Consider the following 12,312-nt stretch of genomic DNA (forward strand, 5'->3'; position numbering starts at 1 on the left):
AGAGAGTTGATACGGCTGTTCGTTTAGCGTCCTAACCTATACTTCGATTGCTATACCTGAAAATAGCTGTAAATCGTTATGTAAGCCTTAAACTTGCGTGTTAAAGTTTTTGCTTTATCTATCCCAACGCCCTACAGCCCGTCATATCCAATCAATCGAACCCAATCCCAAAATTGTCTTTGTAACCCCGTAGCGCTTCTTATAGCTACGAGGTTTTGCATTGGTGGCGAAGTGCGATCGCTGAAAACGCCTCAAGTCCTTTTGTGTTCTGGTTTAAGGTAGATGTCGTTTAACTTCCATTTGCCGACATCTCACCCGCAAATAACAAATCCCAAACAACTACAAAAACAATGGCCACAATAACAAACACCAAAAACTAAGAATAAATTCAACGAGTTATCCAAAAATCTTTACCAGTAAGCTTCATAAAAACTTTGTATACAATTAAACAATCTTACTGATGCTGTTTAACTGTTATAGAGGTGATGCTAAAAAGAAATATCAGGTTAATATTATGGCTATAATTGAATGTCCAAATTGTAATCATCTTTTTGATACTCAACGGGATGCATCTGGAAGATGGGTAGGTGCTACTACTGGAACAGCCGTTGGCGCTGGAGTTGGGGCTGCCATCGGAGAAGGAATAGGAATTGCTTTATTAGGTACAGCTATAGCAGGAACCTTACCAGTTGCAATTATCGGTGGAGCGGTGCTTGGCTTATTAGGATTGGCAATCGGAAATAATTTTGATGATGTTACGTGTCCACATTGTCAACATAACTTTAGACCACCTCAATAAGACCGTCATATCCAATCCATCAATACAATACCCCATAATCCCAATAGCACCCCGTAGCGCATTTTGCAACACGGGGTTTTGCTTTGGCGAGTTGCTGAGTTGGTGCGATCGCTCTTGAGCGAGCTAATCTGAAATTGAATGCTCTACTGTAAGCGCTTTTAATCCCATGTCGGTATGTGACTACGACGATTTGACACCGATTAGTCAGAATTTGCTTGACCGAGATTAGGATAAAATAAAAATTCCACTTTCAAAAAAATTCCAACAAGTAACTTTTATGGATGACTTTTTAGAGGAATTAAGGTAAATTAAGGTATACATATAACCAGTACAGCAATCAACGCTCTCTAGTGTCTTGGAAGAGGTAGCAGAATGGTAGGGTCTGTAAAATTAAAAACAATACCTTCACTTACTTCACTTAGTCCCCAACCTGAAAGATTTGTAACATTGTTGCATGGAATCTCGAAGCAAAGAATCGCTAATGAAACCACACGTTTAAAATCAAGTAAACTAATTGAAGCAATTGAATCTGTCACACAAAGAGTTTCTGAACTAGAAGGAGTAGAGGGAATACGACATACTTTCAATGCAGAAGATATTCACAGAGTGACATTTCAAATAAAAAACAATTGTGAATCTTCAGAATCACTATGGAAAGTAGCCCAGTCTTTGATTGTTGAAACTTGTATGAATTTAAGAGATGCCACAAAAGAAAGATGGTATTTCTACACAGAATTAGTAGAAGACTTCAACGAAAACATATTTGATTTCTAGTGTGGCAAAACCTTCTACTGAAATTTATACTCAACAAGCCCAGCTTAACGAAAAAGCAGCTACCAATGCAGCCCAGTGAGGAGATAATGACTGGGCTGTTACAATATGCTTCTACTCTGCGATTCATTATGTAAAAGCTTACGCTAGTTATAAGCAAGAGGACATTTATCAACTTTACTTTAATCAAAACCAACCAAATACAGAACATGAGCGGATCTTGGATTATGTTTACGATATTAGTTACAACAACCATAATGATAGGGGTTTATCATTTAGTGCATACGAAACACTTTTTCATGCAAGCATGAAATCTCGATATTTAAAAGGAATAAAAACTACCGCAAGACAGTGTTTTAATAGAAATATAGATCAATATTTTGAAAACTTAGCAACAGTTAAAAAGTTTTTTAAAATTAATAACAACCCAATACCTCATCCCGCTACACAGCGACCTGCTCCTAAACCACGCTCATAATCCCTACTAGGGATTGAAACGATTTTCCCATACCGAACAGAAGTCATTTACAATTAGCGAAATTTAAGGATTATATTTCTCTGGATCATAACCAAAAATTTCATTTAGCGACGGTACTTGATTTTTTGAAAAACTCCAGAAGCGTAAAAATCCTAAAACCATTACTACACCTAGATTTTCTGTTTTTCGGCAATTTCTCGAACTCCAAAAAAAATGAGGGAACCGGGAGTAATGAGACTAAACTACTCATTAATGGTATATGCGATCGCATATTTTAATACAACCTGTTCCAAAGCTGTGGCAACTCTAGCTGTATACCCTTGATAATGATGGTAGGCGTTATCTTCACATAAGTTTATGTTCTTAACTTGGTTAGACAGCAATAGTTGGTTACTGGAAATCGGCGGTAAACGAATATTAATTGACCCTTGGCTGGTTGGTTCTTTGATTTTCAGCAATTTGGATTGGCTATTTAAAGGTTTGCGATCGCAAAATCGTCCAATACCAGATAATATTGATCTGATCCTGCTGTCTCAAGGTTTGGAAGACCATACTCACCCACCAACACTTAAATTACTTGATCGCAGCATCAAAGTTGTAGCTTCTCCCAATGCAGCCAAAGTAGTACAGCAGTTAGGTTACAGCCAAGTAACAACTCTGGCTCATGGTGAAACTTTCACTTTCAATAATCAAGTTGAAATCAAGGCTTTCCCCGGTTCACGCGTTGGCCTGACTCTGGTAGAAAATAGTTATCTCCTGAAAGAGTTGGACAGTGGTTTAACTGTATACTACGAGCCTCATGGGTATCATTCAACGCAACTTAAGCAGGCTGCACCAGTTGATGTGGTGATTACACCATTTGTTGACTTAACGCTGCCTTTGCTTGGGTCTTTTATTAAAGGAGGAAATAGCGCTTTGGAAGTGGTAAAGTGGCTACAACCTCAAGTAATATTACCTACAGCAGCTGGAGGAGATGTAGTGTTTGAAGGATTGATCACGAAACTCCTTCAGAGTAAAGGAAGTGCTGAAGAATTTCGTTCGCTATTAGAAAAAAACAATCTTTCGACGCGGGTGCTTGAGCCGAAACCAGGCGATCGCTTTGAACTACCATTAGAAAAGCGAGCATTAACAATCTAAATAATCAGCAAATCTGATCAAATAAATGCCCAGGCGTCGCCAATCTCTTCGGGAGGTTGGCGTTCCCGTAATTACCCGTAGACTTCACGATAACTGTATACGGATAGGGATTTATTTGCAAAACATGCTCACTCTGGATTTATTTTATCCAGTTGCGGTTAAGTAGGATATTAGGTAAAAAAAATCTAAAAATTAACCGAAAATACCCGGAGGGGGCATTGATATTAATAACAGGAAAAGGTCTAATCAAAGGTTGATCCTTTAATTTAGAAGCCTTGAGTGTAATGAAGAACCTCACCGGATTGCTATTTGTACTTAGCTTCATCGTAGTAGCTTGCAGTCCGTCTCCCGATAAAACAGTGTTTTCCAACCCGGAAGTAAAAACTACTCCAGTTCAAGTAGGAGAGCAAAAGACACAAAGTAAGCCTTTAGTTGTGACGACAGTCGCTCCTTTAACGAATATTGTGAGTAATATTGCAGGCGATCGCTTAGAAGTTAAGGGTATTATTCCCGAAGGAACTGACTCCCATACCTTTGAACCTCGTCCCAGCGATGCTGATTTGCTCTCCAAAGCTAATCTAATCATCGCCAACGGGCTGCATTTGGAATCCCCCACAGAAAAACTAGCAAACGCCTCAAAACCCAAAGAAACTAAAATCTTTGAACTAGGTAGTAAAACTATTACCAAAGAGCAATGGCTTTTCGACTTCAGCTTTCCTAAAGAAAAGGGTGATCCCAATCCTCATCTGTGGGTAAACCCCAAGTATGCTGAGGCTTACGCCAAACTAGCCGCCGAACAGTTAACCACCTTAGATCCTGCTGGCAAAGACTACTACGCAACTAACCTGAAAAATTATTTACAACGTCTGGATGCTCTAGATAAAGCAACACGGGAAATCGTCGCCAGTATTCCCGCCAAAAACCGTAAACTTTTGACTTACCACGATTCTTGGGCGTATTGGGCTAGAGAGTATGGTTTTCAAGTAATTGGGGCGATTCAACCATCAGATTTCAAAGAACCATCCGCGAAAGATGTATCAAAACTAATTGACCAAATTCGGAAAGTAGGCGTCCCAGCAATTTTTGGTTCTGAAGTCTATCCCAGCAAGGTAGAAGAACAAATTGCCCGCGAAGCGAAGGTAAAAACAGCTAACACTGCCGATGATGAGTTACCAGGGAAGGGTTCAGCCAATGCAATGGAAAACACTAATCCTGAGCATACTTATATTGGGATGATGGCTAACAATATGCGGATTATCGCCTCTAATATGGGAGGAAATGTTAATTTGGTGAAGAATTTGAACACTGGAAATGTTGTTGGGCCAACAGCAACCAAATAGGATCAATAGAATAAGTATATGCAACCAATACTTGAAGTTAGAAATTTAACCTGTGGTTATCAAACCCAGCCAGTGTTTAAGGATGTTAATTTGACGCTTTACCCTGGTCAACTTACTGGCTTGGTCGGGCCTTCTGGTAGTGGTAAAAGCACTTTAATCAGAGCGATTTTAGGGCTAGTTCCTCCTTGGCGTGGAGAGATTTGGTTTCGAGGAAAGCGCTTAAAGCCAGGAGTACCACCGCCTTTGGTGGGCTATGTGCCGCAGGTGGAAACGGTGGATTGGACTTTTCCAGTTACGGCTTTGGAAGTGGTGATGATGGGGCGTTACCAAAAGCAGAAGATGTTGCCTTGGTCTTCGCAGCGCGATCGCCAAATTGCCCGCGAACTCCTAGAACGTGTTGGAGTTGCCCATGTTGCCCATCAACCTATTGGTAATCTATCTGGGGGACAACAGCAAAGGGTTTTCATTGCCCGTGCTTTAGTCGGAGAACCAGAAATAGTTCTTTTAGATGAACCCACCAGTAGTTCCGACTTGCACGTTCAACACGAACTATTACACCTATTGGCTGATTTGAATCAGCAAGGCTTGACAATTATCCTCTCCACCCATGACCTCAACTCGGTAGCTACTCATTTACCTTGGGTGATGTGTTTCAACCAGGGTTTAATTTGTCAAGGTCAACCTATCGATGTCTTCACTCCGGCAAATCTTGAACAGACTTTTGGGGGAGAAATGGTCGTTTTTTACGAACAAGACCGAATCTTGATCGCTAGCGGCGGTACTTCCCTACGTCATCAAATGCAAGACAACTTGCCACAAGTATTGCGTGTAACATAACTGTGCTACTTGGATCAAAATATGGATTTATTACTAGCTCCGTTTCGCTACGAATTTTTTAGTCGTGCCATTTTAGTAGGCATGATGGCGGGGCTATTATGCGGCATTATGGGAGTTTATATTACAACTCGCAGGATGAGTTACATTGCCCACGGTTTATCGCATGCGATTTTGGGGGGAGCCGTGCTGAGTTATGTACTGGGCTTGAATTTCTATATTGGCTCTGGGATTTGGGGTTTTGCAGCCGCCCTGCTGATTCAATATTTAACAGGACGCAAAATCTACTCTGATGCAGCTATTGGAATTGTGACAACTGCTAGCTTTGCTTTAGGAGTCGCTGTGATCAGTAGCTATCGCCAGTTTAGCCAAAACTTTGAAGCCGCTTTGTTTGGCAATGTGTTGGGCGTTTCCCCTAATGATTTGTGGGTAGTTACTAGTGTGACGATTGTCTTAATCAGTCTAGTTTTCTTGTTTTATCGCCCGTTGCTATTTTGGTGTTTTGATCGGGAAGTAGCTCAGGTTCATGGAGTACCCATTTTTGCAATGGATACTTTATTTGCTTTGATGTTGGCGACTTTACTAGTGGCGACACTGAACGTTTTGGGGGTAACACTAATTATTTCAGCAGTAGTGATTCCAGCATCAATTGCCCGATTAATAAGCGATCGCTTTGGTTATGTGATGATTCTTTCCGGGATTTTAGGATCGGCGATTTCCTTTGTAGGTATTTACCTCAGCTACTACCTGGACATTGCCTCTGGAGCTAGTGTAGTGCTGCTGTCAACCGCCATATTTGCCTGTGTGTTGCTCACCAAGAACCTGCAAGGACGATATAATAAACGCCGTCTTCCTCCCCTCTCAACAAAACACATCCCTTAGTACAAAATTTTATTAATTCATAACGAATCTAGCGCTCAAACTTTGCGTCCCTCTGCGCTTAAAAAAGCTACGAACTTATGCAAAGCCTTACTTAGCAAAAGTTAGGGACTGACAAATCAAAAAACATCCAATAATTTCTTGTGGGGTGGGTGTCTTACCATTGGTGTCAAGTTAAAGCTTCAGCCCAGATGTCAAGGAACCTTGAGGCGTTGCGTCGATGCCGTTGACCAATGGCTTTGACCAAGCCCATAGAACGCTGATGCTCAACCAACCAAGGAATGAGTTGTAGTTGTGGGGTTTGCAAAAATCTGGATTTCCTTGTTTTTTGCGTGGCTGACTCATGGCTATTCTCAACACCCTTGTGTTGAGTTTAATCATTAAGTTTGACCCACTTGACAAGTTTCTATTTTTCTTAACTTGACACCAATGGCATCCTGCCCGCCCTTGTCTACTTGATTCAGATGAAATGTGCTGTAAGGAAAGCTTTATCAAGCTAAATTTTTAGGACTTGTGTGTACATCGTAGCGGAATCGAAAAGCGACAGACGTGAACTTTAGTTCAAGGCAGGGAAAGGTTTATCAAACTCACGTTTGTTTAAGCCCCGAAGGAAATTAGCGATGCCTAGGGACTTCCAACTAAAAAAATATTCCATCGCATTAAGGCAGGGGAGCAGGGAGCTTTCTAGCATGGGGGAAGAATAGTCGTGTTGATTCCAGAAATTGGGATAATTTATTTTTTGGAAGTCCCCTACGGCGAGTTACGCTAACGCGCCACAGTGATTTTGATTAAGATTTTGATAGAAAGTATGAATTTCTCCTCGCTATGTTACGACTAACAGAAGTAAAGCTCCCGCTTGATCATCCTGAAGATCAGATCAAGACTGCCATCCTCAAAAAGCTGCAAATCACCGCCGAAGAATTGATCAGCTATTCTATCTTCAAGCGTAGCTACGATGCCCGTAAGAAAGGAGAGATCAGCCTTGTTTATATTCTGGATGTCGAAACGACTCAGGAGACTCATCTACTCAAGCGCCTGAAAAAAGATCCCCATCTGATTGCTACGCCAGACATGAGTTATCGCCCAGTGGCACAAGCTAGCAGCAATTTGGCGATTCGCCCCATCATCATTGGTACAGGGCCTTGCGGCTTGTTTGCGGGTTTGATGCTCGCGCAAATGGGATTCCGTCCAATCATTTTAGAACGTGGCAAAAAAGTCCGCGATCGCACCGTTGATACTTTTGGCTTTTGGAAGAAAAAATCAGACTTCAATCCAGAATCCAATGCCCAGTTTGGCGAAGGCGGGGCGGGTACATTCTCTGATGGCAAACTCTACAGTCAGGTCAAAGATCCTCAGCATTATGGACGCAAGGTGTTAACCGAACTCGTCAATGCGGGAGCCTCACCAGAGATTCTCTACATTAATAAACCGCATATCGGCACCTTCAAACTGGTCGGAATCGTCCAAAGTATCCGCAGCCAAATCGAATCCCTCGGCGGCGAAATTCGCTTTGAAAGTCGGGTGGAAGATATTAACATCGAAAATGGACAGGTGCGGGGAGTCACCCTCGCCACTGGGGAATATATCGCCACCGATCATGTGATTCTGGCAGTCGGTCATAGCGCCCGCGATACCTTCCAAATGCTATTTGAACGCGGGGTTTACATTGAGGCTAAACCTTTTTCCATCGGCTTTCGGGTGGAACATCCCCAGTCGCTGATTGATCAATGTCGTTTCGGCAATCAGGCGGGTCATAAGCTTTTAGGTGCTGCCGATTACAAACTGGTTCACCACTGCCAAAATGGTCGCTCCGTCTATAGTTTCTGTATGTGTCCGGGGGGCTTGGTGGTTGCAGCCGCATCAGAGCCGGGGCGACTTGTCACCAATGGGATGAGTCAATACTCTCGCAATGAGCGCAATGCTAATAGTGCGATCGTTGTTGGCATCACCCCCGAAGATTATCCGGGAAATGCCTTGGCGGGAATTGACTTGCAACGGCACTTAGAAGAACGAGCTTTTGAGTTGGGCGGTGGGACTTATGAAGCTCCAGGGCAGTTGGTGGGTGACTTTCTCAAGCATCGCCCCTCTACAGCGTTAGGCACTGTTAAGCCGTCTTATACACCTGGGGTACATTTGACTGATTTGAGCCAGAGTTTACCAGATTATGCGATCGCTGCCATCCGTGAAGCACTTCCGGCTTTTGACAAACAAATTAAAGGATTTGCGATGGATGATGCTGTGTTGACTGGGGTGGAAACCCGCACGTCATCACCGATTCGGATTAAACGCCAAGAGGATTATCAGAGTTTGAATACAATCGGTCTTTATCCGGCTGGTGAAGGAGCGGGATATGCAGGGGGAATTCTCTCGGCTGGTATCGATGGTATTAAGGTGGCGGAGGCGGTGGCTTTAAGTATTTTGAGGAATTGCACATCGTCAAATCTGAAATAGTCAATGCGATCGCAGCTGAAATTGTCATGTTGAGTCGAGCGAAACAAAACTACACGCACTCTAGGGGAATTCATGTAGCTTTAGCTGACCGCAGGGTATTACCGCCTACCTAAAAATTATTCTTTTCAGCTTTCAGCGATTATGTACAGCTACTTTTGCGTGTTTGTTAACGTAGTCCACAAACAATTGCTTCAACCGGGGACTAACCCCAACATGTTCAAAGAATCCAAAACCCAGATTCCTCGCTCTTGCTAAGGTTTCCTCTGGTGTTAATCCTTCCTGGATAGCGATACTCAACAGCGCAATTCCAGTTGATCGCATCCCGGCTGCACAATGCACAACTGCTGGTTTCGGGATTTGTTCTAGTATCGTGAGGATTTTGGTAATCAGGTCTTCATTCAAATTTTTTAAATCTACCTTCATTGGAACATTTGTATAATACAGCCCCAATGCTTGTGCTACTTTTTCCTCATCCTGAGAAAATCCTAATTCATCAGGCGATCGCAGATTTAGAACGGACTTAAAACCTTCTTGGATAGCTTGCTCAAGCTGTTTTGGTATGACTTGTCCTGTGGTTGTCAAATTTTCGTTAATCTGTATGGCGTTGATCACATTCACTCCTTTTGACTTTTTCATGTCTTTCAGCTTGGTAAATACTCTCAGGGAGCAAGCTTTGAGAATATATTCAAGTAAACACCGCAAAATTAGCTAAATATCAAACGATATTGCTTGATTACTTCAAAATTTTTCTTTTGAAGTTGGTTATTTTATTGCTTGATCTGCAATATACACTTTGCCGATGGACTTACCGTAGTTTAGAACTTATTCTACGTTTTGTCGATAGATTTACAGGTGTTTTTATTTTGGGAGTTATCCTATTGAGCAGATTGGAGCAAGATTTTCGGTAAATAGTATAACTAGATACATTATAATTTTGCCTAAGCTATCTTACAGCTATTTTCAGGTAAATAGACCACGCGCTAGGGCACAGCAATGCTTACTGGTGTCAACTTAAGCCAAAACCCTTTTAAAACCTCGTTTCCAGCCAGAGGCTAAAAATGCTGCTCGTTGCGGCAGAGCCGCAAGTCTTGAGGCTCCGCCTCAAGGACGAGCATTTCCAGTCAGAGACTCTTAACGAGACAATCTCTAAAAGCTGGTTCTAGACTAACTTTCACGTTAAGTTGACACCTATGAGCTTTTTCTGTGCCCCGACGACAGATGTGGTTCAAATACATGAAAACTGCTGTAAGCATCGGCATCTTCTGTATTTTTAACAAGGACATAAATAATGAGTGTAAAAGAACAAGTTTGTTCTCTATCGATTGGGATAGTATTGTTCCCAAATGTGACACAGTTAGATTTCACCGGGCCTTACGAAGTTTTTGCCAAATTGCCGAACGTGCAGTTATATCTGCTAGCCCAAACACTCGAACCAATTCGGAGCGATACCTTCGGTAAGCTTCGCTAACGCGGCCTTACCTTTCTACCGGACACAACCTTTACTCAAGCCCCAGCCTTAGATATATTATTTGTACCAGGAGGACCAGGCATCAATGGCAAAATGGAAGATGAAAAGTTTCTTGAGTTTCTCAAAATTCAAGGGAAACAAGCCCGCTACGTTACAGCTGTCTGCACTGGTTCTCTGCTGCTGGCGGCGGCCGGTTTACTTCAGGGCTATCGCGCCACTACTCACTGGCTATCGTTAGATTTACTTGAGATGTTGGGAGTTGAGACAGTTGCCGAAAGGGTTGTCATTGATCGCAATCGAATTACAGGCTCTGGTGTGACAGCTGGCATTGATTTTGGGCTGGCTCTAGCTGCTGAGTTATTTGGGGATGCCATAGCCCAAGCAATTCAACTAGGGATTGAATATAATCCCCAACCACCCTTTAACAGTGGTTCTCCCCAAACTGCCCCTGCGCCTGTACTTGCTTGCGTTACAGCTGCGAGTCAAAATGTTCAGGAAATCAGACGGCAGATTGTCCAGCGAGTTGTGACTCAATTGCAAACTGCTAATACTAGTAAAGCAATTGAGAATTTGTCTAGTTGATATGTTGCGATGTCTACGATGGTCACTGAGCTTGCCTGCCCTGAGCTTGCGCCGTTCGCGCAGCGTCTCGTAGAGAAGGGCCGAAGTGCAGGCTACACCTACGCAACTAAAATTTTTCATAAGGGACTGACAAATAAAAAAATATCCAATTATTTATTGTGGGGTGGGCGTCTCGCCCGCCCAGCAACGAAAGGCGGGCAAGATGCCCACCCCACAAGTAGTAGTAATTTATTTCTTGGAAATCCCTAACATACCAAAAAGTAAACAGGTATATAATCTGAATACTAGCCCTGAACCTATGAGCGCTAACGAAATATCTTTTCGATCTGCCCAAGAAACAGATGCGTGGGTGCTGAGTGCAATTCATATTGCTGCTATCAAAGCTCTGCCTGCAACTTTATACACCCAAAAAGAACTTTTAGCTTGGCGTAATTACCGCGACAAACCTGATGGTGCAAATATCTTGAAGAGTATGAAAGTAGAAAGTTTCTGGGTTGCGATCGAGGGAGATTTTATTATAGGTTTTGCTAGTTTTATTGTTGATGAACTCATGGAACTGTATGTCCATCCTAAATATCAAGGTAAAGGAATTGGCCGTGCTTTAGTTCAATATTTTTGTGATCAGGCAACTGAGCAAGGTATAGATAAGGTAATTACAACTGCTAGCCTTTATGCTGAAGGGTTTTATTTACGACTGGGATTTACTGCCATCCAAAGAACACCTCATTATTTAGGAAGTGGGTTAGTTGTCCCAGTTATTCAAATGAGTAAAACATTAGCTACCGCACCATAATAAATTTCAGAGAGTAAAGATTTTCAATAACTTTAAAAATGCTGGTATCAAGATTATTTTCCCCAAGTTATGGCCACTTTTTCTACATAACCTATGATGTAAGTAAGCACTTGCCAGCATAAATGAATAAAACCATCCGTTCATCAACTCTCACCCGTACACGTTTGATAGAAGCCGCCTCGCAGGTATTTGCCAGTTTAGGTGTTCAAGGAGCAACTACCCGTGAAATAGCTCGTGTTGCTGGTGTGAATGAGGTGACTTTATTTCGCCACTTTGCTAGCAAAGAACAACTTCTCTTAGCAGTTATCGAAAATGCCTTTGCACTCCAGACAGAAGCCCTTGCACACCCCGAAGCGTGGACGCAGGATCTAAAAATTGATTTAAGACATTATGCCCATCTTTATAATACTATGCTAGAGGCACAGGAAGATTTAATTCGTACCTTCATTGGAGAAGCTAAACGTCATCCACAGGAAGCCAAACAAGTGATTCAAGAAGCTGCCAAGCCCTTAGGAGAAAAACTGGTAGCTTACCTGCAATCGAGTCAGAGACGAGGCACCGTCAGAACAGACTTTGATCCATTTCCAGCAGTCGATATGTTTACAGGAATGCTGTTAGCTGGAATGCTATGCCGCAGTGCAAAATTCAATCAAGGCAGCTATAGCTGTGAGGACTATATTGAAACCTGTGTAGATATTTTTGTGCGCGGTATCAGTATCACTTCCATCTCAGTTGTCAATACGGCTGTAAGCTAGAAGCTAAATTAGACAAAAATAAAGA

The 12,312-nt window shown here is 42.4% G+C and carries 12 protein-coding genes and 1 pseudogene; 11 read left to right on the top strand and 2 right to left on the bottom strand.

The window, feature by feature from the left end; genetic code table 11:
- Nucleotides 1-514: 514 nt before the first annotated feature.
- From HWQ38_RS24155 to HWQ38_RS24180, 6 genes are all read left to right on the top strand, one after another.
- Nucleotides 515-799 (top strand): hypothetical protein, encoded by a 285-nt coding sequence (locus tag HWQ38_RS24155; protein WP_292798646.1) that lies wholly within the window; start codon nt 515-517, stop codon nt 797-799.
- Between the two features lie 372 nt (nt 800-1,171).
- A complete protein-coding gene (locus HWQ38_RS24160) occupies nt 1,172-1,573 on the top strand; it encodes a hypothetical protein (RefSeq protein WP_292798649.1) in 402 nt (133 codons plus the stop codon).
- Nucleotides 1,574-2,405: 832 nt separating this feature from the next.
- Nucleotides 2,406-3,185 (top strand): MBL fold metallo-hydrolase, encoded by a 780-nt coding sequence (locus tag HWQ38_RS24165; protein ID WP_292798651.1) that lies wholly within the window; start codon nt 2,406-2,408, stop codon nt 3,183-3,185.
- Nucleotides 3,186-3,469: 284 nt separating this feature from the next.
- The gene (locus tag HWQ38_RS24170; protein ID WP_292798653.1) at nt 3,470-4,525 is read left to right on the top strand and encodes a metal ABC transporter substrate-binding protein; all 1,056 of its coding nucleotides are present in this window, start codon (nt 3,470-3,472) and stop codon (nt 4,523-4,525) included.
- A gap of 18 nt (nt 4,526-4,543) precedes the next feature.
- Nucleotides 4,544-5,362, top strand: coding sequence for a metal ABC transporter ATP-binding protein (locus HWQ38_RS24175; protein ID WP_292798655.1), 819 nt, complete (start codon nt 4,544-4,546; stop codon nt 5,360-5,362).
- Between the two features lie 21 nt (nt 5,363-5,383).
- The gene (locus tag HWQ38_RS24180) at nt 5,384-6,241 is read left to right on the top strand and encodes a metal ABC transporter permease (RefSeq protein ID WP_292798657.1); all 858 of its coding nucleotides are present in this window, start codon (nt 5,384-5,386) and stop codon (nt 6,239-6,241) included.
- Between the two features lie 171 nt (nt 6,242-6,412).
- Here the strand turns inward: HWQ38_RS24180 and HWQ38_RS24185 are convergent, their stop codons facing one another.
- On the bottom strand, nt 6,413-6,583 hold the full coding sequence (locus HWQ38_RS24185; RefSeq protein WP_292798659.1) for a hypothetical protein: 171 nt from the start codon (nt 6,581-6,583) through the stop codon (nt 6,413-6,415).
- 480 nt (nt 6,584-7,063) lie between these two features.
- On the opposite strand from HWQ38_RS24185, the gene HWQ38_RS24190 reads away from it, so the two are divergent.
- Nucleotides 7,064-8,689, top strand: coding sequence for an NAD(P)/FAD-dependent oxidoreductase (locus tag HWQ38_RS24190; protein ID WP_292798661.1), 1,626 nt, complete (start codon nt 7,064-7,066; stop codon nt 8,687-8,689).
- Between the two features lie 132 nt (nt 8,690-8,821).
- On the opposite strand, the gene HWQ38_RS24195 is transcribed toward HWQ38_RS24190, so the two are convergent.
- Nucleotides 8,822-9,301: a sulfur transferase domain-containing protein gene (locus HWQ38_RS24195; RefSeq protein WP_292798756.1), complete on the bottom strand. Its 480-nt coding sequence runs from the start codon at nt 9,299-9,301 to the stop codon at nt 8,822-8,824.
- A gap of 676 nt (nt 9,302-9,977) precedes the next feature.
- On the opposite strand from HWQ38_RS24195, the gene HWQ38_RS24200 reads away from it, so the two are divergent.
- The 4 genes and pseudogenes from HWQ38_RS24200 (at nt 9,978) to HWQ38_RS24215 (ending at nt 12,287) form a co-directional block, all read left to right on the top strand.
- Nucleotides 9,978-10,157 (top strand): hypothetical protein, encoded by a 180-nt coding sequence (locus tag HWQ38_RS24200; protein ID WP_292798663.1) that lies wholly within the window; start codon nt 9,978-9,980, stop codon nt 10,155-10,157.
- A gap of 12 nt (nt 10,158-10,169) precedes the next feature.
- Nucleotides 10,170-10,739: pseudogene (locus HWQ38_RS24205) on the top strand (DJ-1/PfpI family protein); the annotation flags it as partial.
- A gap of 202 nt (nt 10,740-10,941) precedes the next feature.
- On the top strand, nt 10,942-11,532 hold the full coding sequence (locus tag HWQ38_RS24210; RefSeq protein WP_292798665.1) for a GNAT family N-acetyltransferase: 591 nt from the start codon (nt 10,942-10,944) through the stop codon (nt 11,530-11,532).
- Between the two features lie 122 nt (nt 11,533-11,654).
- Nucleotides 11,655-12,287, top strand: coding sequence for a TetR/AcrR family transcriptional regulator (locus HWQ38_RS24215; protein ID WP_292798667.1), 633 nt, complete (start codon nt 11,655-11,657; stop codon nt 12,285-12,287).
- Nucleotides 12,288-12,312: the final 25 nt, after the last annotated feature.

The organism is Nostoc sp. NMS7 (genome assembly GCF_017115085.1).
GTDB lineage: Bacteria > Cyanobacteriota > Cyanobacteriia > Cyanobacteriales > Nostocaceae > Nostoc.

Excerpts from the sequence above, each read along its gene's own strand:
- HWQ38_RS24165 (WP_292798651.1), top strand. The coding sequence starts at position 2,406 with ATGTTCTTAACTTGGTTAGACAGCAATAGTTGGTTACTGGAAATCGGC.
- HWQ38_RS24210 (WP_292798665.1), top strand. The coding sequence starts at position 10,942 with ATGCCCACCCCACAAGTAGTAGTAATTTATTTCTTGGAAATCCCTAAC.
- HWQ38_RS24180 (WP_292798657.1), top strand. The coding sequence starts at position 5,384 with ATGGATTTATTACTAGCTCCGTTTCGCTACGAATTTTTTAGTCGTGCC.
- HWQ38_RS24160 (WP_292798649.1), top strand. The coding sequence starts at position 1,172 with ATGGTAGGGTCTGTAAAATTAAAAACAATACCTTCACTTACTTCACTT.
- HWQ38_RS24215 (WP_292798667.1), top strand. The coding sequence starts at position 11,655 with ATGAATAAAACCATCCGTTCATCAACTCTCACCCGTACACGTTTGATA.
- HWQ38_RS24155 (WP_292798646.1), top strand. The coding sequence starts at position 515 with ATGGCTATAATTGAATGTCCAAATTGTAATCATCTTTTTGATACTCAA.
- HWQ38_RS24170 (WP_292798653.1), top strand. The coding sequence starts at position 3,470 with ATGAAGAACCTCACCGGATTGCTATTTGTACTTAGCTTCATCGTAGTA.
- HWQ38_RS24200 (WP_292798663.1), top strand. The coding sequence starts at position 9,978 with ATGAGTGTAAAAGAACAAGTTTGTTCTCTATCGATTGGGATAGTATTG.
- HWQ38_RS24190 (WP_292798661.1), top strand. The coding sequence starts at position 7,064 with ATGTTACGACTAACAGAAGTAAAGCTCCCGCTTGATCATCCTGAAGAT.
- HWQ38_RS24185 (WP_292798659.1), bottom strand. The coding sequence starts at position 6,583 with ATGAGTCAGCCACGCAAAAAACAAGGAAATCCAGATTTTTGCAAACCC.
- HWQ38_RS24175 (WP_292798655.1), top strand. The coding sequence starts at position 4,544 with ATGCAACCAATACTTGAAGTTAGAAATTTAACCTGTGGTTATCAAACC.